Origin of the sequence: Tepidimonas taiwanensis, from assembly GCF_020162115.1 — a bacterium.
Taxonomy (GTDB): Bacteria; Pseudomonadota; Gammaproteobacteria; order Burkholderiales; family Burkholderiaceae_C; genus Tepidimonas; species Tepidimonas taiwanensis.
This window is the reverse complement of record NZ_CP083911.1, coordinates 829,674-850,078: the sequence shown is the minus strand read 5'-3', so window position 1 is coordinate 850,078 and position 20,405 is coordinate 829,674. Positions and strand designations below refer to the sequence as shown.

The 20,405-nt window shown below is 69.4% G+C and carries 17 protein-coding genes; 8 read left to right on the top strand and 9 right to left on the bottom strand.

Annotation, left to right across the window (positions count from 1 at the left end):
- The first annotated feature begins 1 nt into the window (after position 1).
- The 7 genes from LCC91_RS03920 to LCC91_RS03890 all read left to right on the top strand — a co-directional run bounded on the left by LCC91_RS03920 (position 2) and on the right by LCC91_RS03890 (position 6,205).
- Complete coding sequence (locus tag LCC91_RS03920; RefSeq protein ID WP_224440884.1) at positions 2 to 1,498, top strand: IS5 family transposase; 1,497 nt, start codon at positions 2 to 4, stop codon at positions 1,496 to 1,498.
- 384 nt (positions 1,499 to 1,882) lie between these two features.
- Positions 1,883 to 2,467, top strand: coding sequence for a Crp/Fnr family transcriptional regulator (locus LCC91_RS03915; RefSeq protein WP_224441013.1), 585 nt, complete (start codon positions 1,883 to 1,885; stop codon positions 2,465 to 2,467).
- Positions 2,468 to 2,513: 46 nt separating this feature from the next.
- Positions 2,514 to 4,082, top strand: a complete 1,569-nt coding sequence (locus LCC91_RS03910; protein ID WP_043700011.1) for a protein adenylyltransferase SelO — start codon at positions 2,514 to 2,516, stop codon at positions 4,080 to 4,082.
- Positions 4,079 to 4,507 (top strand): peptide-methionine (R)-S-oxide reductase MsrB, encoded by a 429-nt coding sequence (gene msrB / locus LCC91_RS03905; protein ID WP_058616326.1) that lies wholly within the window; start codon positions 4,079 to 4,081, stop codon positions 4,505 to 4,507. The genes LCC91_RS03910 and msrB overlap by 4 nt, the downstream gene beginning before the upstream one ends.
- 26 nt (positions 4,508 to 4,533) lie before the next feature.
- Entirely contained in the window at positions 4,534 to 5,067 is a 534-nt protein-coding gene (locus tag LCC91_RS03900) for a septation protein A (RefSeq protein ID WP_058616327.1), read from the top strand.
- Positions 5,064 to 5,345, top strand: a complete 282-nt coding sequence (locus LCC91_RS03895; RefSeq protein ID WP_143898625.1) for a BolA family protein — start codon at positions 5,064 to 5,066, stop codon at positions 5,343 to 5,345. The genes LCC91_RS03900 and LCC91_RS03895 overlap by 4 nt, the downstream gene beginning before the upstream one ends.
- A gap of 77 nt (positions 5,346 to 5,422) precedes the next feature.
- Positions 5,423 to 6,205 (top strand): peptidylprolyl isomerase, encoded by a 783-nt coding sequence (locus tag LCC91_RS03890; protein WP_052231491.1) that lies wholly within the window; start codon positions 5,423 to 5,425, stop codon positions 6,203 to 6,205.
- A 37-nt stretch (positions 6,206 to 6,242) separates the two neighbouring features.
- On the opposite strand, the gene LCC91_RS03885 is transcribed toward LCC91_RS03890, so the two are convergent.
- Both LCC91_RS03885 and LCC91_RS03880 read right to left on the bottom strand, forming a co-directional pair.
- Entirely contained in the window at positions 6,243 to 7,262 is a 1,020-nt protein-coding gene (locus LCC91_RS03885; protein WP_082007524.1) for a lysylphosphatidylglycerol synthase transmembrane domain-containing protein, read from the bottom strand.
- A complete protein-coding gene (locus tag LCC91_RS03880; protein ID WP_052231490.1) occupies positions 7,259 to 8,278 on the bottom strand; it encodes a glycosyltransferase family 2 protein in 1,020 nt (339 codons plus the stop codon). Before LCC91_RS03880 ends, LCC91_RS03885 begins: the two co-directional genes overlap by 4 nt.
- Before the next feature lie 306 nt (positions 8,279 to 8,584).
- Between LCC91_RS03880 and LCC91_RS03875 the strand changes: the two genes are divergently transcribed.
- Positions 8,585 to 9,796 (top strand): nucleotide sugar dehydrogenase, encoded by a 1,212-nt coding sequence (locus LCC91_RS03875; protein WP_043700085.1) that lies wholly within the window; start codon positions 8,585 to 8,587, stop codon positions 9,794 to 9,796.
- A 226-nt stretch (positions 9,797 to 10,022) separates the two neighbouring features.
- Here LCC91_RS03875 and clpB read toward each other — a convergent pair whose 3' ends face one another.
- The 7 genes from clpB to LCC91_RS03840 form a co-directional block, all read right to left on the bottom strand.
- Positions 10,023 to 12,620 carry an ATP-dependent chaperone ClpB gene (clpB, locus tag LCC91_RS03870; protein ID WP_043700003.1) on the bottom strand — a complete coding sequence of 866 codons (2,598 nt, stop codon included), beginning with the start codon at positions 12,618 to 12,620 and terminating at the stop codon, positions 10,023 to 10,025.
- 183 nt (positions 12,621 to 12,803) lie between these two features.
- Positions 12,804 to 13,289, bottom strand: coding sequence for a molybdopterin synthase catalytic subunit MoaE (gene moaE / locus LCC91_RS03865; RefSeq protein WP_043700000.1), 486 nt, complete (start codon positions 13,287 to 13,289; stop codon positions 12,804 to 12,806).
- Positions 13,290 to 13,294: 5 nt separating this feature from the next.
- A complete protein-coding gene (moaD, locus tag LCC91_RS03860) occupies positions 13,295 to 13,546 on the bottom strand; it encodes a molybdopterin converting factor subunit 1 (protein ID WP_043699997.1) in 252 nt (83 codons plus the stop codon).
- Positions 13,547 to 13,579: 33 nt separating this feature from the next.
- Positions 13,580 to 16,216: a bifunctional diguanylate cyclase/phosphodiesterase gene (locus tag LCC91_RS03855; protein WP_143897915.1), complete on the bottom strand. Its 2,637-nt coding sequence runs from the start codon at positions 16,214 to 16,216 to the stop codon at positions 13,580 to 13,582.
- Positions 16,217 to 16,237: 21 nt separating this feature from the next.
- Positions 16,238 to 17,560 (bottom strand): molybdopterin molybdotransferase MoeA, encoded by a 1,323-nt coding sequence (locus LCC91_RS03850; RefSeq protein ID WP_043699994.1) that lies wholly within the window; start codon positions 17,558 to 17,560, stop codon positions 16,238 to 16,240.
- Between the two features lie 38 nt (positions 17,561 to 17,598).
- A complete protein-coding gene (thrC, locus tag LCC91_RS03845) occupies positions 17,599 to 19,032 on the bottom strand; it encodes a threonine synthase (protein ID WP_043699991.1) in 1,434 nt (477 codons plus the stop codon).
- Complete coding sequence (locus LCC91_RS03840) at positions 19,032 to 20,363, bottom strand: homoserine dehydrogenase (RefSeq protein WP_143897917.1); 1,332 nt, start codon at positions 20,361 to 20,363, stop codon at positions 19,032 to 19,034. Before LCC91_RS03840 ends, thrC begins: the two co-directional genes overlap by 1 nt.
- Positions 20,364 to 20,405 lie beyond the last annotated feature (42 nt).

Here is a 20,405-nt window from a genome sequence, read left to right as displayed (position 1 = left end):
GATGTTTGCCTGCCCCGCCACCGAGGACTTCTTCCGCGCCCGGCTCGATCAGATGATCGACCTGCGCCATCCGCTGGCGGTGTTGTCCTCACGCATGCCGTGGCAGGAGTTGGAAGCAAGGCTGTCGCACCTGTTCATGCGCAAAGCGCGCGCAGGTGTCGCGATGCCCGATCTGGACCTCTTTGGCGAATCTCCGGTGCGCGCAGCTCGGGCGTCCAACGCAGGCCGACCCCGCGTGCCGCTGCGCGTGATGATCGCGCTGCTGTATCTGAAGCACGCCTTCAACGAGTCGGACGAAGGGGTGGTCGAGCGCTGGGGCGAAACCCCCACATGGCAGTTCTTCTCGGGGCGGGCGTACTTTGAACATCGCCGGCCGTGCGACGCCACGACGCTGGTGAAGTTTCGCCGGCTGCTGGGCGAAGAAGGCGTGGAAGAACTCTTGGCGCAGACCATCAACGTGGCGGTGGAAACCGGACTCATCAAGCCGCAGGAACTCAAGCGCGTGGTGGTGGACACCACCGTACAACCCAAGGCGGTGGCGCACCCCACCGACAGCCGGCTGCTGGAGACGGCACGCACCAAGCTGGTGGAGGCGGCCAAGGCCGCCGGCATCGCCTTGAAGCAGACCTTTGCCAAGGAAGGCAAGGAGCTGGCCCGCAAGGCAGGACGCTATGCGCACGCGCGGCAGTTTGCGCGCATGCGCCGGGTCATCAAGCGCCAGCGCACGATCGTGGCCAGGCTGCAGCGCGAGATCGAGCGCAAGGCCAGCCGCCTGGGGCAGGCCATCCAGAGTGCTCTTGGCCACACCCTCAACAAGGCGGCGCGTCTGGTGGCGCAGACTGCCAACCGAAAGACCGCCGACGGGACTCGAAAGCTCTACGCCTGGCACGCGCCGGAGGTGGAGTGCATCAACAAGGGCAAGGCCCGCTGCCCTTACGAGTTCGGCGTCAAGGTCGGCATTGCCAGCACCCTGAAGCACAGCCTCATCGTCGCAGCCCGGGCCTTCCATGGCAACCCCTACGACGGGCACACGCTGCAAGCGCAGCTGGAGCAGGCCACGATCCTGATGCAGGACACTGGCATCAAGCCCAGCACAGCGTTTGCCGATCTGGGCTACCGCGGGGTGGAAGCCGACATTGCGGATGTGCGCCTGGTGCACCGCGGCAAGATCAAGCGCCTCACGCAGCAGGAGCGCAAGCTGCTCAAGCGCCGCCAGGCCATCGAGCCGGTCATCGGGCACTTGAAGCAGGATCACCGCATGGACAGGTGCCACCTCAAGGGCGAGCAGGGTGACCGGCTGCACGCGGTGCTGTGCGCGGCGGGCTACAACATCCGCTGGCTGCTGCGCATGATCACGAAGAAGGGCGTGCCCTTCTTGAGGCGAGCTTTTTTGCGCCTCATTGCGGCCGTGCGCCTCATCGGCCGGTGGCTCGCCCAGCGGCGGCCAACCGAGTCCAGTGGCGCCAACCCTGCCCAGCTGCGGCTAAGGGCGGCGTGAAAATGAATTTTTCAGGGACGACGCATTACTATGGTCTCAAATACCATAGGCGCTATTGCCTACCCATAAACGAATTCGGGTATAATGCAGGGCATTCTGATTTTATGCATGCACCACACTGCGCTATCAAATCAATACAAACAAAACCCTAATTCAATCTAACAAAGACCTAAAGCGAGAGTAACGATTTGCTGAGTCGAGTTTAACTTTCCGTGGTCAGCATACTGCGCGGGTTGACCACTTGTAGCTGATAACACTCTCTGAATGAAAAGTCTTTCTTGCATCATGACCATCGATAGCCGCCACCCTATTCGGGTTTTTTTGTCACAACAGTCCTGGTTTGTCGAATTGGCACCGCCGCATCGCCAAACCTTGGTGGAATCGATGCTATTGCACCGCGCCCCGCGCGGCGAGTTGCTGATCCGGCGCGGCACGCCGGTCGATGCGTGGTGGGGCGTGCTGGCCGGCATGGCCAAGCTGCAGACCGCCGCGCCCGATGGCCGCATCTCGGCTTTCCTGAGCGTGCCCGCGGGGGACTGGTTCGGCGAGGGGTCCGTCCTCAACGGTGGCCAGTGGCGCTATGACGTGCTGGCGGTGCGCGACACGACCCTGGTGGGCATGCCGCTCGCGCATTTCCAGCACCTGCACCGCACGAGCCTGCCGTTCAACCACTTTCTGGTCGCACGGCTCAACCTGCGGCTCGGTCAGGCGATGACCGCCATCGAGGCGGGCCGCCTGCGCTCGCCGGAGGAACGCGTCGCGCAGTACCTGTCGATGTTCTGCCGCTCGGGCGTGCGCAGAATCACACTGTCGCAGGAGGACCTGGGCCATCTGGCGGGGCTGTCGCGGCAGACCACCAACCGCGTGCTCAAGGCGTTCGAGGCCCAGGGCTGGATCGCCATCGACTTCAGCCGCATCGAGGTGCTGCAGCCCGACGCGCTCGACACCCTGCTGGCCCCGCGCACCTGAGTCCCCGCGCCCGGCAAGGTTGCCTCGTGCGCCGGACAATCGGCGCATGGACACCCTCGCCGATGCACTGACGCTACAGCCCGCGCGCTACGCCGCGCTGGGCGACGCGTTTTACCGCCGCGTGCGCGCGCAGCCGCTGCCCGAGCCGTATTGGGTCGGCATCAGCCCCGCGGCGGCCGCGGCGCTGGGCCTGGAGGGTGCGTGGGCGGACGCGCACCACCTGCACGCGCTGACCGGCAACACGGACCTCCCGGGCGCCGCCCCGATCGCGACCGTGTACAGCGGGCACCAGTTCGGCGTCTGGGCCGGGCAGCTCGGCGACGGGCGCGCGCTGCTGCTGGGTGAACGCGCCGGCCCTGGGGAGATATGGGAGGTGCAGCTCAAGGGCAGCGGCCGCACGCCCTACTCGCGTATGGGCGATGGGCGCGCCGTGCTGCGCAGCTCGATCCGCGAATTCCTCGCCAGCGAGGCGATGCACGCACTGGGCATCCCGACGACGCGGGCGCTGTGCGTCATCGGCTCGCCCGCGCCGGTGTACCGGGAGACGGTGGAGACCGCTGCCGTGGTGACGCGGCTGGCGCCGAGCTTCGTGCGCTTCGGGCATTTCGAGCACTTCGCCAGCGTTGGCGCGTGGGATGCGCTGCGCGGTCTGGCCGACTTCGTGATCGACCATTTCTACCCCGACTGCCGGCACGCGCACGGCCCCGCCGACACCCCGCCATGGCACGACGAGGCACTCGACGGCCCGCCTCCACCGTGGGGCACGGACGGCTGCGCCAACCCCTACGCCCGCCTGCTGGAAGCCGTGACCCGGCGCACCGCCACGCTGCTGGCCGCGTGGCAGGCCGTCGGTTTTTGCCACGGCGTGATGAACACGGACAACATGAGCATCCTCGGGCTCACGCTCGACTACGGGCCCTACCAGTTCCTGGATGCGTTCGACGCGCGCCACATCTGCAACCACTCCGATCACACCGGGCGCTACGCTTACGCGCGCCAACCCCAGATCGCGTACTGGAACCTGCACTGCCTGGCGCAGGCGCTGCTGCCGCTGCTCGACGACGCCGAACAGGCACACGCGGCGCTGCGGCCGTACCGGGACACGTTCCTTGGCGCGCTGCGCCGGCGCATGAACGCCAAACTCGGCCTCGGCACCCCCGAACCGGGCGACGACGAGCGGCAGGAGGCGCTGCTGCGCCTGATGGACGCCGATCGCGTGGACTACCCGATCTTCTGGCGGCGGCTCACCGACGCCGTGGCCGCTGGGGCGCTGTCGGCACAACCCGAGGTCGCGGCCCTGGCCCTGCGGCCGGTGCGCGACCTGTTCCTGCAGCGCGACGCGTTCGATGCGTGGGCGCGCGACTGGCGCGAGCGCGCGCGCCGCGACGACGGCCCCGACGCGGTGATCGCGCGCCAGCGCGCCGCCAACCCGCGGGTCGTGCTGCGCAACCACCTCGCGCAGCTCGCCATCCAGCGCGCACAGGCGCTCGACATGGGTGGGGTGGCGGACCTGCTGCACGCCGTGCTGCACCCGTTCGACGAACCGGACGACCCCGCGCTCACCGACTTTCCGCCCGATTGGGCCGCCCAACTGCACCTGAGCTGCTCCTCATGAACGACACCGACTTTCCCGTGCAGAAAACCGACCACGAGTGGCGGGCGCTGCTCGCGGACAAGATCGCCCGCGGCGAAGCGGAGCCGCTGGCCTTCGAGGTCACGCGCCGCGCCGCAACCGAGCACCCCTTCACCGGCCGCTACGAGGCGTGGTGGCAGCCCGGCCGCTACCACTGCGTCGCCTGCGGCGCCCACCTGTTCGACAGCGACACCAAATTCGACGCGGGTTGCGGCTGGCCGAGCTTCTGGCGCGCACGCCCCGGCGCCATCGTCGAACGCGTGGACCGCAGCCACGGCATGATCCGCACCGAAACGCTGTGCGCCGGCTGCGGCGCCCACCTGGGCCACGTCTTCGACGACGGGCCACCGCCGACGGGTCTGCGCTACTGCATGAACTCCGCCGCGCTGCAGTGGCAGCCCCGCTGAATCCGCGCTCCCCCGATAATCGCGGCATGCGCCTTTTGATCGATTTTTTCCCGATCGTCCTCTTCTTCGTCGCGTACCAGTGGCACGGCATTTACGCGGCCACCGCGGTGCTGATGGCCGCGACCGTCCTACAGATGGGGTTGATCTACGCGATCGACCGCCGGCTGCAGACGGTGCAGAAGGCGACGCTTGCGCTCGTGCTCGTGTTCGGCGCGCTGACCCTCGTGCTGCAGGACGAACGCTTCATCAAATGGAAGCCGACGGTGCTCTACGGCGCGATGGCGCTGGCGCTGGCGGCCGCCCTCTGGGGCTGGAAAAAGAACGTGCTGCAGCTGCTGCTGGGCAGCCAGCTGCGGCTGCCGCCCCCGGTGTGGGCACGGCTCACCCAGGCGTGGATCGGGTATTGCCTGTTCATGGCCGTGCTCAACGGCTACGTCGCGGCCTATTTCTCCACCGACGCGTGGGTCGACTTCAAGCTCTGGGGATACGTATTCCCAGTGCTGTTCCTCGTCGGGCAGGGGGTCTACGTCGCCCGCCACTTGAAGGATGACACGCCATGATGGCCCACCACGGCTGGCCGACCGCCGAGGGGATCGAGCAGCTGCTGCGCGAGGCGCTGGCGCCGACCCGGCTGGAGGTGATCGACGAGAGCGCCGCGCATGCCGGCCACGCCGGCGCCAACGGGCTCGGGCACGGCACACACTTTCGCGTGCGCATCGCGGCACCCGCGCTCGCCGGCCTGCCCCGCGTGGCCGCCCACCGGCTTGTGTATGATGCGTTGCGCCCCGCGTTCGCCGCCGGGCTGCACGCCTTGGCGCTGGAGGTGCTGCCTGCCTGAGTTCGCACCGCCGCCGTGCGCCACGGCGAACCGTCGTGGTCCTTCCCTTTTCCCGTTTCGTTGAGTACCTGTTTCCCATGAACCGCTTTCTGACGCGCGTGGCCACCGCCACGTGCCTGACCCTCGGCCTCGCCGCCCCGGCACTCGCCCAAAATATCGCCATCGTCAACGGCAAACCCGTCCCGACCGCCCGCCTGAAGGCGCTGGAGCAGCAGGTGGCGCGTTCTGGCCGTCCCGTGGACGACGCGGTGCGCCAGCAGCTGCGCGAAGAGGCCATCCTGCGCGAGATCTTCATGCAGGAGGCCGAACGGCGCGGGCTGCGCGCCTCGCCCGAGGTCAAGGCGCAGCTGGAACTCGCCACGCAGACGGTGCTGATCCGTGAGCTCTTTGCCGACGAGCAGCGCCGCCACCCCGTGACCGACGCCGACCTGAAGGCCGAATACGACCGCATCGCCGCGTCGATGGGCCAGGAATACCGCGCGCGCCACATCCTCGTCGGCTCGGAAGACGAAGCCAAGGCGATCATTGCCGAGCTCGGCAAGGGCGCGCGCTTCGAAGAGCTGGCCAAGCAACGCTCCAAGGACCCCGGATCCGGCGCCAACGGCGGCGATCTGGACTGGGCGACCCCGGACATGTTCGTACCGGAGTTCTCGGAGGCAATGGTCAAACTGGGCAAGGGCGAGGTCACCTCGACCCCGGTGAAGTCGCCCTTCGGCTGGCACGTGATCCGCCTCGACGACACCCGCAAGGCCCAACTGCCGCCCTTCGAGGACGTCAAGCCCCAACTGCAGCAGCAACTGCAGCAAAAGCGCCTGGCGGAGTTCCAGGAAGCGCTGCGCGCCAAGGCCAAGGTGCAGTAAACCCGACGTCGGCGCCGCACCGACATCGCACCGTGGATCAGCGGTGCGGCGCGGATGTCGGCGGTGCGGGTGGGCGATCGGCTGCGGACGAACCCATAGGCCACAGGGCCAGGGCCGACTGTGCGATCGGGTATAGCCCGTACAGCACCGCGATGGCCGCCGCGTGTGACGCCTCCGTCCCCGCCGGAGCGAGGACGAGCACCGCCGCGGCCTCGCGCGTGCCCCAGCCGCCGAAGCCCACCGGCAGCGTCGCAAAGACGAACACGGGCACCGCCGCGATCGCGAGCGTCGCCCACGGCAACGGCGCGCCCACCGCGTAAGCCGCGCAGTACAGCGTCGTCACGGATGCCGCCTGCACCGCCAGCGACCCGATCAACTGCCGCGCGCCGTGGCGCCACGGCGCGTGCTGCGCCAGCGTCAGCCACCAGCGCCACGGCGAGCTCCCCCACCCCGCCCGCCGCGCCGCGAGCCACGGGGTGATCGCCAGTGCCGCGGCGGGCACTGCAACGGCCAACACAGCAGCGCACCAAGCCGCGCCCCCCAGCCACGCCGGCGACAGGCCCAGCCACCGCGCCAGCGCCCCCTCCCATGGCAGGGGAACGCCGCCGATCCAGCCCAGCCCCCAGACGACCGCCCCCAGGATCACCAACCCCCACAGGCCGCTGAGGCGGTCGAGCACGACGGAGACCCCGGCCTCCAGCACCGGCACGCCGCGCCGGTGCAGGCCCCACGCGCGCAACACGTCACCCCCGACGACAGCGCCCGGCATCACCACGTTGGCCGCAACGCCGCGAAAGTATGTGACGAACGCCCACCGCCACGGCACGCTGTAGCCCAACCACGCCGCGCCATCGCGCCAGCGCCACGCCGACAGCACGTTGGCCGCCGTGCTGCTGAGCAGACCGGCGCCCCACCACCACGGGTCGAGACGGGCCAGCACCGCGCCCACCCGCCCGGGATCAACCCAGACCAGCACGGCCGCGAGCAGGCCCAGCGCCAACGCGGGCCGCCACCAGCGCGCCCGTCTCCTCGCCCCGTGCGGCGCTGCGGCGCTCATCGGCGCGTGGACGCGTCCCCGGCGCTGGGCAGCACGCGCGTGTGGTACTGCGGTCGCGCTGCACCCTCGTGGTAGATGCGGATCAACAGCTCACCGATCAGACCCGCGACGATCAACTGCGCCCCCATCAGCACCGCCATCACCCCGACGATCAGCAGCGGCCGCGATCCGATGTCCTCCCCCGTCAGCTTGAGCGCGAACAGATACGCCAGCACCAACGCCCCTGGTGTGAGCAGCCACAGGCCCAGGCCCCCGAAGGCGTGCAGCGGCCGCTGCCGGTAGCGCAGGAAAAAGACGATCAGCACCAGGTCGAGGATGACGCGAAACGTGCGGTCGATGCCGTACTTCGACTGGCCGCGTGTGCGCGCGTGGTGCCGCACCGGCACCTCGACGATGTGGGCGCCCGCCTCCCGCGCGAGCGACGGAATGAAGCGGTGCAGCTCGCCGTAGAGGTGGATGCGCTCGATGATCTCGCGCCGGTACGCCTTGAGCGCGCAACCGTAGTCGCGCAGCCGCACGCCGGTGGCCCAGGAGATCAGCCGGTTCGCGAGCACCGAGGGCAACCGCCGCGACAGCGCCTTGTCCTGCCGCTGATGCCGCCAGCCGGAAATCATGTCCACCGTCGGGTCTGTCTCCAGGCGCTCGATCATCGCCGGGATGTCCAGCGGATCGTTTTGCAGGTCGCCATCGAGCGTCACGATGTAGCGCCCGCGCGCGCGCTCGAACCCCGCCTGCAGCGCGGTGGACTGCCCATAGTTGCGCGCCAGCGCCACCGGCCGCAGCCACGGGCGGCTGCCCGCCAGCTCCGCCAGCAGCGCCACGCTGCCGTCGCGTGAGCCATCGTCCACACAGATCAGCTCGAACGCCCAGCGCGTCGGCCGCAGCGCCGCCTCCACCCGCTCGACCAGCTCACGCAGGTTGTCCACCTCGTGGTACACCGGGATCACCACCGAAACGTCGATGGCGTCGTCCGCAGGCGACGGAAAAGACGGCAACGGGGCGGTGGAATCGGACATGCGCGGGCTCAAAGAAAGGGGCGACGGGTGCCGTCCCCGCGGACGGTTGTCACACAGAGGGAGGACGATCCCCACCATCAGCGGGCTATCTCAGACGCGGCCGATTGTAGCCAGCGGGGTGCCTATACTTCGCGACGCCGACGGGCCCCTGTGTGGCGACGTTTCACCCCCCCGCCACGTGGACGAGGACCGCCATTCGGACGATAGCCGCCGCTCTGCCCTCTGCACCACCGCCTCTGGATCACTGCTTCACCGCGCGCCGCGCCCCACGCATCCATGACAACGACCATCCACCCCACCCCGCCCCTGCGCATCGCCGTCGTCGGCGCGGGCTTTGTGGGCGTGGCCAACGCGCTGCTGCTGGCCCAGCACCAACCGGTGACGGTGGTGGACATCAACCCGCGGCGCGTGGCGGCGTTACAGGCGCGTCAGAGCCCCGTGGTCGATGCGCTGGCGAGCGAGTTCCTGCAGCGGGGTGACTTGCAGCTCGGCGCCACCACCGACGCGGCGGCAGCACTCGCCAGCGCCGACGTCGTCTTCATCGCCACCCCCACCGACTACGACCCCACCACGAACGCCTTCGACACCACGAGCGTCGAGGCGGTCGTCGCGCAAGCGCTCGCCGCGCACCCCAGCAGCACCCTCGTCATCAAATCCACCGTGCCGGTGGGCTTCACTGCGCGGCTGCGGCAGCAGCACGGGACGGATCGCATCGTCTTCTCCCCCGAGTTCCTGCGCGAGGGGCAGGCGCTCGCCGACAACCTGCGCCCGAGCCGCATCGTGGTGGGCGACCGTGGGGAGCGCGGCGCGCTCGTGGCCGAGCTGCTGCGTCAGGGTGCGCACCGCGCGGACGTGCCCGTGCTGCTGACCGACCCGACCGAGGCCGAGGCGATCAAGCTCTTTGCCAACACGTATCTGGCGATGCGCGTGGCCTTCTTCAACGAACTCGACACCTACGCCGCCACGCACGGGCTGGACACGCGCCAGATCATCGAGGGCGTGTGCCTCGACCCGCGCATCGGCGCGGGCTACAACAACCCAAGCTTTGGCTACGGCGGCTACTGCCTGCCCAAGGACACCAAGCAGCTGCTGGCCAACTACCGCGACGTGCCGCAAAACCTCATTGCCGCCATCGTCTCTGCCAACGCCACGCGCAAGGACTTCATCGCCGACGACGTGCTGCGGCGCTTGCAGGTGCTCACCGCCGATGGCAGCGCCGCGCGGGTCGGGCGCGTGCCCACGGTGGGCGTGTACCGGCTGGTGATGAAGCAGGGGTCGGACAACTTCCGCGCCTCCGCCATCCAGGGGGTGATGAAGCGCCTCAAGGCCAAGGGCGTGCCTGTCATCGTGTACGAGCCGACCTACGAGGGCGAGCACTTCTTCCAGTCCCCGGTGGTGCGCGACCTCGCGGCGTTCAAGGCACAATCAGACGTGATCCTCGCCAACCGGCGGCACCCCGACCTCGAGGACGTCGCGCACAAGGTCTACACACGGGATCTGTTCGGCGGCGACGGTTGAGGCGGCAAGGCCTACCCGCCGCCGTTCGAAGACATTCAGCCCCAGCGGCGGCCACTGAAGCAAAAACGTCTGCTGGACTCCTGGGAAGTGCTGCGCGCCAAAGCCAAGGTGCCGTCAGCAAAAAAGCGCCCCTTGTCCGGGGCGCTTTTGCAGGGTCGCGAAGGATTCGTTGAGCGCCGCGACGCACAGCGCGGCCTCGTCCTTCGGATCGGCGGCATTTTGTCCGTCAGTGCACCGTCGGCCCGAACTGGAACTGCCCTGGCGCGCGGATCGGGTCCACGTCCACGGTGATCGTGCTCTTGGGCGGGAAACGCCCTTCGAGGATCAGCTTGGACAGCGGGTTCTCGATGCGCTGCTGGATCGCGCGCTTGAGCGGCCGCGCCCCGAACACCGGGTCGAACCCCACCTTCGCCAGTTCCTCCAGCGCCGTATCGGTCACCTCCAGCGTCAGGTCTACGCGCGCCAGGCGCTCCTGCAGCGTGCGCAGCTGGATGCGCGCGATATTCTTGATGTGCTCGCTAGAGAGCGGGTGGAACACCACGGTCTCGTCGATACGGTTGAGGAACTCGGGCCGGAAATGCGCCTTGAGCTCCTCCCACACGGCTTCCTTGATGTCCTCCACGTCCTGCCCCGCCATCGCCTGGATGCGGTGCGAGCCGATGTTGGAGGTCATCACGATCACCGTGTTCTTGAAGTCCACCGTGCGCCCCTGCCCGTCCGTCAGGCGCCCGTCATCGAGCACCTGCAGCAGCACGTTGAAGACGTCCGGGTGGGCCTTCTCCACCTCGTCGAGCAGCACCACGCTATAGGGCTTGCGCCGCACCGCTTCGGTCAGATACCCGCCCTCGTCGTAGCCGACGTAGCCCGGCGGCGCGCCGATCAGGCGGCTCACCGAGTGCTTCTCCATGAACTCGCTCATGTCGATGCGGATCATGTGCTCCTCGGTGTCGAAGAGGAACGCCGCCAGCGCCTTGCACAGCTCGGTCTTGCCCACGCCGGTCGGCCCGAGGAACAGGAACGACCCCAGTGGCCGGTTCGGATCCGACAGGCCCGCGCGCGCACGGCGGATGGCGTTGGACACGGCGACGATGGCCTCGTCCTGGCCGACGACGCGCTCGTGCAACTTGGCTTCCATCTGCAGCAGCTTTTCGCGCTCGCCCTGCATCAGCTTGGACACCGGGATGCCCGTGGCGCGCGAGACCACCTCGGCGATCTCTTCCGCGCCCACCTGCGTGCGCAGCAGCTTGAAGCCCTTGCCCGCACCGCTGCCGGATTCGCGCGCCTGCGCTTCCTGCAACCGGCGCTCCAGCTCCGGCAGGCGGCCGTACTGCAACTCGGCGACCTTGTTGAAGTCGCCCTTGCGCTTGAGCTCCTCGATCTGGAAGCGGATGCGGTCGATCTCTTCCTTGATCTGCGCCGAACCCTGCACCTGGGCTTTCTCGGCCTTCCAGACCTCCTCCAGGTCCGCGTACTCGCGCTCGAGCTTGCTGATCTCTTCTTCGATCAGCTCCAGCCGCTTGCGCGACGCCTCGTCGGTCTCCTTGCGCACCGCCTCGCGCTCGATCTTGAGTTGGATGAGTCGCCGCTCGAGCCGATCCAGCGCCTCGGGCTTGGAGTCGATCTCCATTTTGATGCGCGCGGCGGCCTCGTCGATCAGGTCGATGGCCTTGTCCGGCAGGAAGCGGTCGGTGATGTAGCGGTGGCTCAGCTCCGCCGCTGCGACGATCGCCGGGTCGGTGATCTCGACACCGTGGTGCAGCTCATACTTCTCCTGCAGGCCGCGCAGGATGGCGATCGTCGCCTCGACGCTGGGTTCATCGACCAGCACCTTCTGGAAGCGCCGCTCCAGCGCCGCGTCCTTCTCGATGTACTTGCGGTATTCGTCGAGCGTCGTGGCGCCGATGCAGTGCAGCTCGCCGCGCGCGAGCGCCGGTTTCAGCATGTTGCCCGCGTCCATCGCGCCCTCGGCCTTGCCCGCGCCCACCATCGTGTGGATTTCGTCGATGAAGAGGATGATGCGCCCCTCCTCGGCGGCAATCTCCTTGAGCACGGCCTTGAGCCGCTCCTCGAACTCGCCGCGGTACTTGGCACCGGCGAGCAGCCCGGCCATGTCCAGCACCAGCACGCGCTTGTCCTTGAGCGTCTCCGGCACCTCGCCGTTGACGATGCGCTGGGCCAGCCCCTCGACGATCGCGGTCTTGCCCACGCCCGGCTCGCCGATCAGCACTGGGTTGTTCTTGCTGCGGCGCTGCAGGATCTGGATGGTGCGGCGGATTTCGTCATCGCGCCCGATCACCGGATCGAGCTTGCCCTGACGGGCGCGCTCGGTCAGGTCCAGCGTGTATTTTTTGAGCGCCTCGCGCTGGCCCTCGGCCTGCGGATCGTTTACCTTCTGCCCGCCGCGCACCGCGTCGACCGCCGCTTCCAGCGCCTTGCGGTTGAGGCCGGCCGCACGCACCGCATCACCGAACGACGTCTTGCTGTCGGCCAGCGCCAGCAGGAACAGCTCGCTGGCGATGAACTGGTCACCGCGCTTGATGGCTTCTTTCTCGGCCGCCTGCAGCAGCGTGACGGTGTCGCGCCCGACCTGCACCTGCTCCTGACCCTCGACCTGGGGCAGGCGATTGAGCGCCTCTTCGGCCGCCTTGGTCAGCGCGCCAACGTTGGCACCGGCGCGCGTCAGCAGCGCGCGCGGGCCGTCCTGCTGCAGCAGCGCCGCCAGCACGTGCGCCGGCTCGATGTAGGCGTGGTCGCGGCCCAGCGCCATCGATTGCGCTTCGGCCAGGGCTTCCTGAAACTGGGTGGTGAGTTTGTCGATCCGCATGAGGATGGCTCCAACAATGAACTATCCTGGATGTGGGGGAATGTGCCGGGATTTCAAGCGGCCCGTCCTGATGCGGATCAAATGGACGCACCACGCGACCCCGCGTGGTACCGTGCGCCCGATCAGCCCCCAACGGCGGCTACGCGCGACGAAACGGCTGGGCAGCCCGCCACGCAAGCGGGCTTATGCGCTGTTGCGCGCCGTGATTCCCCAACGCGCCAGCGCCGCGTCGTCGCTGACGCGCGCGTCCACCCAGCGCGCGCCCTCGGGCGTCTGTTCCTTTTTCCAGAACGGCGCTTGGGTTTTCAGGTAGTCCATCAAAAACTCGCAGGCCTGAAACGCCTCGCCCCGGTGCGCCGACGTCACGGCGACGAGCACGATCTGGTCCTGCGGCTGCAGTGGCCCGACGCGGTGGATGACGCGCACGCCGCGGATGTCGAAGCGGCGCGCCGCCTCGTCGATCATCGCGTCGATAGCGCGCTCGGTCATCCCGGGGTAATGCTCCAGCTCCATCGCGGCGACCGCCGCCCCGTCGTTGCGGTCACGCACGGTGCCAACGAACGCACACACCGCGCCGACGCCCGGGTCGCCGGCGCGCAGCGCAGCCACCTCGGCACCGAGGTCGAAGTCCGCGGTCTGGATGCAGACACTGCGCTGCTGTAGGGCCATGCCCGTCACCCCCCGGTCACCGGCGGAAAAAACGCCACCTCCGCCCCGTCGCGCAGCGGGGTGGCCTCGTCGGCCATGACCTGGTCCACCGCCACGCGCAGCGCGCGGCCGCGCGCCAGCGCCTCGGCCCAGGCGCCACCGCGGGCGATCAGCTCGTCACGCAAAGCGGCGACCGTCACCGCCTGCGTCTCCACCGTCTCGGCGGCCGTGCCGAGGGCTTCGCGGATGGCGGCAAAAAATCGCAGCTGTATCTTCATCGACGCACGTCATGACAGGTTGGACCGGACGGCTCACGATGATACCGGAGCGCCTGGCGCGACGCGATGCGCGACCCAGTCGTCCACGGGTCTGGCGGGCGACCACAGGAACCCTTGCCCGCGGCGCACCCCGCGCGCGGCGAGAAAGTCGCGCTGCGCGGCGGTCTCCACGCCCTCGGCGACGAGCTCCAGCCCCACCGCATGGCCAAGCTGGATCAGCGACTCGACCAGGGCGTCTGCCTGCGGATTCGTGCCGATGTCGCGCACGAAGCTGCCGTCGATCTTGAGCGTATCGAGCGGCAGCCGGCGCAGGTACGCCAGCGACGAGTAACCGGTGCCGAAGTCGTCCACCGCCAGGCGCACGCCCTGCGCCTCCAGCCGCTGCAGGCCGCCGCGCGCCTGATCCTCGTCGAGCAGCACGCTTTCGGTGATTTCCAGCTCCAGCCGGCTCGCCGGCCAGCCGCTCGCCTGCAGGTGGCGTAAGACCTCGTCGGCAAACGCCTCGCCGGTGAGCTGCAGCGGCGAGACGTTGATCGCCAGCCGCTCGAGCGACCAGCCCGCGGCCTCCAGCCGCTTGCCGTGCTCGAACGCGAGCGCCAGCACCAGCTGCCCCAGCCGCGGCATCAGCCCGCCGTCCTCCGCCAGCGGGATGAAGGTCGCCGGCGACACGTGGCCCCAGCGCGGGTGTTGCCAGCGCAACAGGCCCTCCGCTGCAACGATGCGGCCGCTGGGCAGATCGACCTGCGGCTGCCACCACAGCGCGATGCTACGGTCCGCGATCGCCTGCGCCAGCGCCTCGCGCATCTCGCGCGCCTCCTGCGTCGCCTGACTGAAACCCGCTTCGTACACGACCACGCGGGCGCGGCCGGTCGATTTGGCGCGGTACATCGCCTCGTCCGCGTGGCGCAGCAAGGTCACCGCGTCGCGCCCGTCGCGCGGCGCCAGGCACAGGCCGACACTGGCCGAGATGTGCGTGCGGTGTTCACCGAGTTCGAACGGCTGCTCCAGCGCCGCGACCACGGCGCGGGCACGATCCTGCGCGGTGGCCGGGTCGATATCCTCCAGCACCAGCGCAAACTCATCGCCGCCCAGCCGCGCGACCGTGTCCCCCCCGCGCACCAGCTCGCGCAGGCGTTGCGCCACCTGCTGCAACAGCGCATCGCCCACGTCGTGCCCCCAGCTGTCGTTGACCTCCTTGAAATGGTCCAGGTCGACATAGAGCACGGCCAGCGGCGCGCCGGTGCGCGCCCCGCGGGCCAGCGCGTGCTGGATGCGCTCGAGCAGCAGCCGGCGGTTGGGCAGGTCCGTTAGCGGATCGTGCAAGCCCACGTGCAGCAGCCGCTGCTCCGCCGCGGTCAGCGCCTCGACCTCGCGTTGGAGCTGGGCCTCGCGCCGCTGCAGCCGCCGTTGAAAGATACGCAGCCGCCGGCGCATATCGTTCATCGCCTTGGCGAGCGCCTGCACCTCGACGGTGCGCCAGTCGGTGCGCACCGGGCGGCTGAACGACAGCCGCCCCACGGCCTCGGCCGCCCGGGCCAGATACTCCAGCGGGCGCGCAAACTGCTGCGCCCCGCGCCGGGCGGCCCACAGCGCGGCGATCGCCACCGCCAGCGCGAAGCCCGCGAGCAACGCCAGCCAGCGCCCCAGGTGGGGCACGAAGTCCCACCACGGCGCAGCGAGCCACAGCGACAGCTCCCGGTCGCCAAGCATGACCGCCCGCCGCGTGACCCACCAATGGGCGTCCGGAAAGCCCAGACGGGCCGGCTCGGACGCCTCGCTGCCGGGCTGCGCCAGCGCCTGCCGGATCACGGGGGGCGCCGTGTCCGCCGCCGTGGGCAGGCGCCACGCCCCCGTGGCCGTGGCCGATAGCGTCAGTGGCGCGTCCGAGCGGCCGAACACCTGCCCCGCCCCATCCACCATCACGGCCAGCCCCCGCGGGCCGAGCGGCAGGCCCTTGAGCATCGCGTCGATCTCCGACGCGCGCAAGTCGAACCCCACGGCCCACGGTTCCCCTTGGGGGCTGCGCCACGCCAGTGCCGCCGTGATGCCCGGCTCCCGCGTCGTGAAAAAGACGTAAGGCTCGGTCCAGCGCACCTGACCGGGCGTGGCCATTGCCAACCGATACCACGGCCGCTCGCGGGCGTCGTAGGCGAGCGGCTCGCGCCACGTGCGCAGCACCCGCCCGCTGTCGTCCAGTGTCATGAAGTGCTGCACGTCGCCCCAGCGGGCACGGTCGGTCAGACGCACGAACCATTCCCGCTGCGCGGGACGCCACAGCAGCAGCCAGCCCTGTCCCCGCCCATTGCCGGCGACGATCGACGTCACGAGCGGCATCGACGCGATCGCGTGTTGGGCGAGGTGCAGGAACGGCTCGGGCGCGTCGACCGAGGGCGGGTTGGCCTCGAGCGCGTGGGCGAACACCTGCAGCGCCTGGCGGGTGGCGCCGAAGTCGGCCTGCAGCCGCGCATCGACCTCGCGTGTCGCGGACACGAACGCATGCTGCGCCGCGTGCTGCGCCATCGGCCACACGATGCCCACCGCCGTGAGCCCCGTCAACGCCAGGATCACCGTCAGCGCCCCGGCGAGCAACCGGCGCTGCAACAGCACGCGAAACGGGACGCGGACCTGCTGCGGCGCGGTGGCGGTTGGAACGCGGGGAGCGGTAGCCACGGCGCGCAGCGGGAGCGCGGTTCAGTCGAACCAGTCCGCCAGGGGCAGGTAGCGGACCACGTCGCCGTGGGCGATGGTGCCGCCGGCGGGCTTGTCCACCAGGCCGTCGGCCCAGGCCATCGAGGTCAGCACCGACGAGTTCTGGTTGGGGAATAGGTCCAGCCCCCCGACGCTGTTGCGCCGCACGCGCAAAAATTCGCGCCGCTTGTCGGGGGTGGGGACGTCGAAGTGCGCGACCATCGGCAGTGCGGGCGGCAGCGCCGCCTCCACGGCTGCGCCGCCCAGCCGCAGCAAGAACGGCCGCGCCAGCAGCAAAAAGGTCACGAAGCTCGACACCGGGTTACCCGGTAAACCCAACACGTGGCAGCGCCCCTGCCCGCCGGCGCGGGCGCGGTCGATCCAGCCGTGGGCAAACGGCTTGCCCGGCTTCATTGCCACCTGCCACAGGTCCAGCGTGCCCAGCGCCTGCACCACGGGTTTGACATGGTCGGCCTCGCCCACCGACACGCCGCCGGTGGTCAGGATCACGTCGTGCCCGGCGGCCGCATCCAGCAGCACCTCTTGCGTCGCCTCGCGCGTGTCCGGAATCGGCGGCAGCACGGTCACCTCGCACCCCAGCCGGCGCAGCAGCGGCTCCAGAAAATAGCGGTTGGAGTTGTAGATGGCCCCGGGCGGCAGCCGATCCGGCGGACACTGCCCCGGCAGAATCAGCTCGTCCCCCGTGGAGGCCAGCGCGACCCGCAGGCGGCGCACGACGGTGAGGTGGTCCGCCCCAATGGACGCCGCCAGTCCCAGATGCGCCGCGGCGAGCCGCGTGCCCGCAGGCACGACCGCCGCCCCGGCGCGGACGTCCTCGCCGCGGCGGCGTACCCACTGGCCGCTGGCAGGCGCGGCGCTGAAGCGCACCCAACCGAATGCCCCCTGGCTGGCTTCGGCATCGACCGGCGCATCGGCCGCGCTGGCTTCCTCCTGCATGATGACGGCATCGGCCCCCGCCGGCAGCGGCGCGCCGGTGAAGATGCGCGCGACCGTCCCCGGCTGCAGCGCGGCCCCAAAGTGGCCGGCCGCGATGCGCTGCGCCACGGGCAGCGGCCGCCCCGCCGCAACGGCGGCAGCGACGTCCGCGCTGCGCACCGCGTAGCCGTCCATCTGGCTGTTGTCGAAGCCCGGCACGTCCAACGCCGACACGAGGTCGCGGGCCAGCACCCGCCCCGCGGCGGCTTCGGTCGCGACGGATTCGACCTCGGTGACCGGCGCCACGCCGTCCAGCAAGCGCGCGAGCGCCTCCTCCAACGCCATCAGGCCAGGGCGTGCGGGTGGGGCGGCTGGGACAGGTGTCGTCATCGCATGGGGCTCAATGGGCTCTATGGGCTCGATGAGGCTCAACTTTGGCGGCAGACCGACTCGATGTAGGCCTTGACCCGTTCGGCATCGGCGGGCATGACCTGCACGCGCTTGGGCAGGTCTTCGATGCCCGCAAAGCGCGCCGGCCGCTCGGGCTCCCGGCCGATGGCCTCGACGATGGTCGCAGCAAATTTGATCGGCAGCGCGGTTTCCAGCACGATCATCGGCACGCCGCTTTGGCGATACTCGCGCGCCACCTTGACGCCGTCGGCGGTGTGCGGGTCGATCAGCACGCCAAAGCGCTCCCACGCGTCGCGGATGGTCGCCAGGCGGTTGGCGTGCGTGCTGCGGCCGCTGACGAAGCCGTAGCGGTCCCGCACTTGGGCAAACGCCGGGTGGGCCGAGAGGTCGAAGCGCCCGTCGCGCGCCAAGGCGTCTGCGAACAGCGCGCGCGTCGCCGCTGCGTCGCGCCCGAGCAGGTCGAAGACGAAGCGCTCGAAGTTGCTCGCCTTGCTGATGTCCATCGAGGGGCTGGACGTCTCGTACGTGTCGGCGCTGCCGCGCACGCGGTACACGCCGGTGCGGAAAAACTCGTCGAGCACGTCGTTTTCGTTGGTGGCGACGACGAGCCGCTCGATGGGCAGCCCCATCATGCGCGCGATATGCCCGGCGCAGACGTTGCCGAAATTGCCGCTCGGCACGGCAAAGCTCACACGCTGGTCGTCGCGCTCGGTGGCCTGAATCCAGCCGGCGAAGTAGTACACCACCTGCGCCAGCAGCCGCGCCCAGTTGATCGAATTGACAGTGCCGATGTGCCAGCGGCGCTTGAAGTCCAGGTCGGCGCTCACCGCCTTGACGATGTCCTGACAGTCGTCAAAGACACCTTCGATCGCGATGTTGTGGATGTTGGCGTCCATCAGGCTGTACATCTGCGCCTGCTGAAACGGACTCATGCGCCCGCGCGGGCTGAGCATGAAGACGCGGATGCCGCGCTTGCCGCGCATCGCGTATTCGGCCGCGCTGCCGGTGTCGCCGCTGGTCGCGCCCAGAATGTTGAGCGTCTCGCCGCGGCGCGCCAGTTCGTATTCGAACAGGTGGCCCAGCAACTGCATCGCCATATCCTTGAACGCGAGCGTCGGGCCGTTGGACAGCGCCTCCAGCCACAGGCCGTCTTCCAGGTGGCGCAGCGGCACGATCTCGCCGGTGCCGAAGACCTCCGCGGTGTAGGTCTTGCGCAGCAGCGCGCGCAGGTCGTCGGCCGGGATGTCGTCGATGTAGAGCGACAGGATTTCGAACGCGAGTTCGGCGTAGCCCTGCTCGTGATAGACGCGCCGCCAGCGCGCCAGCGTCGCCGCATCGACCTGCGGGTAGGTTTCCGGCAGATAAAGGCCACCGTCGGGGGCCAAGCCTTCTAGCAGGATATCGCTGAAGCGCCGCCGCTCGGGGTGGCCGCGGGTGGAGAGGTAGCGCATCAGGCCAGCTCCTCCTTGCGGATGCGCACGATCGGGGCGAGCACCGTCGGCAGCGCCTGGATCGCGGCGAGCGCCTGATCCATCGTGCCCTCCGTCGTGTCGTGCGTCAGGATGATGAGGTCGGTCTGCGTGCTGCCCTCGCCGCCGACTTCGTCGGCCTCGCGCTGCAGCACCGCGTCGATGCTGATGCCCGCGCGCGCCAGGATCCCCGTCACCTCGGCCAACACGCCGGGCTGGTCCGCCACGCGCAGGCGCAGGTAGTAGCTGGTCATCACCTGCGCCATCGGGACGATGGCCAGATCGCTCATCGCGTGCGGCTGGAACGCCAGATGCGGCACGCGGTGCTGCGGATCGGCGGTGTGCAGGCGCGTCACGTCCACCAGGTCGGCGATCACGGCGCTCGCCGTCGGCTCACTGCCCGCGCCCTTGCCGTAGTAGAGCGTGGTGCCCACCGCGTCGCCCTGCACCACCACCGCGTTCATCGCCCCTTCGACGTTGGCGATCAAGCGCTTGGCCGGCACCAGCGTCGGGTGCACGCGCAGCTCCACCCCACCGGCCACGCGCTTGGTGATGCCCAGCAGCTTGATGCGGTAGCCCAGCTGCTCGGCGTAGCGGATGTCGGCCGCCTGCAGCTTCGTGATGCCTTCGACGTAGGCTTTGTCGAACTGCACCGGGATGCCAAACGCCAGCGCGCTCATCAGCGTCGCCTTGTGCGCGGCGTCGATGCCCTCGATGTCGAACGTGGGGTCGGCCTCGGCGTAGCCAAGGCGCTGCGCCTCCTTCAGCACGACGTCGAAGTCCAGCCCCTTGTCGCGCATTTCGGACAGGATGAAGTTGGTGGTGCCGTTGATGATGCCGGCCACCCACTGGATGCGGTTGGCGGTCAACCCTTCGCGCAAGGCCTTGATGATGGGGATGCCACCGGCCACGGCCGCCTCGAACGCCACCATCACCCCCTTGGCCTGCGCGGCAGCAAAAATCTCGCTGCCGTGCACCGCCAGCAGCGCCTTGTTGGCGGTAACGACGTGCTTGCCCGCGGCGATGGCTTCCAACACCAGTTGACGGGCGATCCCGTAGCCGCCGATGAGCTCGACGACGATGTCGATGTCGGGGTTGGCGATCACCGCGCGGGCGTCGGCCACCACCTGCGCCGCATCCCCCACGATGCCGCGCGCGCGCTCGGTGTCGAGGTCGGCCACCATCGTGATGGCGATGCCACGGCCTGCGCGGCGCCGGATCTCCTCCTGGTTGCGCTGCAGCACGCGGAAGACGCCGCTGCCCACGGTGCCGATGCCCAGCAGGCCCACTTGGATGGGGGGAAGTTGAGTCATGTTCGCTCTTCGGATCGTTCGTCGTAACGCGGTGGGTAAAGT

Excerpts from the sequence above, each read along its gene's own strand:
- LCC91_RS03920 (WP_224440884.1), top strand. The coding sequence starts at position 2 with ATGTTTGCCTGCCCCGCCACCGAGGACTTCTTCCGCGCCCGGCTCGAT.
- LCC91_RS03915 (WP_224441013.1), top strand. The coding sequence starts at position 1,883 with ATGCTATTGCACCGCGCCCCGCGCGGCGAGTTGCTGATCCGGCGCGGC.
- LCC91_RS03910 (WP_043700011.1), top strand. The coding sequence starts at position 2,514 with ATGGACACCCTCGCCGATGCACTGACGCTACAGCCCGCGCGCTACGCC.
- msrB (WP_058616326.1), top strand. The coding sequence starts at position 4,079 with ATGAACGACACCGACTTTCCCGTGCAGAAAACCGACCACGAGTGGCGG.
- LCC91_RS03900 (WP_058616327.1), top strand. The coding sequence starts at position 4,534 with ATGCGCCTTTTGATCGATTTTTTCCCGATCGTCCTCTTCTTCGTCGCG.
- LCC91_RS03895 (WP_143898625.1), top strand. The coding sequence starts at position 5,064 with ATGATGGCCCACCACGGCTGGCCGACCGCCGAGGGGATCGAGCAGCTG.
- LCC91_RS03890 (WP_052231491.1), top strand. The coding sequence starts at position 5,423 with ATGAACCGCTTTCTGACGCGCGTGGCCACCGCCACGTGCCTGACCCTC.
- LCC91_RS03885 (WP_082007524.1), bottom strand. The coding sequence starts at position 7,262 with ATGAGCGCCGCAGCGCCGCACGGGGCGAGGAGACGGGCGCGCTGGTGG.
- LCC91_RS03880 (WP_052231490.1), bottom strand. The coding sequence starts at position 8,278 with ATGTCCGATTCCACCGCCCCGTTGCCGTCTTTTCCGTCGCCTGCGGAC.
- clpB (WP_043700003.1), bottom strand. The coding sequence starts at position 12,620 with ATGCGGATCGACAAACTCACCACCCAGTTTCAGGAAGCCCTGGCCGAA.
- moaE (WP_043700000.1), bottom strand. The coding sequence starts at position 13,289 with ATGGCCCTACAGCAGCGCAGTGTCTGCATCCAGACCGCGGACTTCGAC.
- moaD (WP_043699997.1), bottom strand. The coding sequence starts at position 13,546 with ATGAAGATACAGCTGCGATTTTTTGCCGCCATCCGCGAAGCCCTCGGC.
- LCC91_RS03850 (WP_043699994.1), bottom strand. The coding sequence starts at position 17,560 with ATGACGACACCTGTCCCAGCCGCCCCACCCGCACGCCCTGGCCTGATG.
- thrC (WP_043699991.1), bottom strand. The coding sequence starts at position 19,032 with ATGCGCTACCTCTCCACCCGCGGCCACCCCGAGCGGCGGCGCTTCAGC.
- LCC91_RS03840 (WP_143897917.1), bottom strand. The coding sequence starts at position 20,363 with ATGACTCAACTTCCCCCCATCCAAGTGGGCCTGCTGGGCATCGGCACC.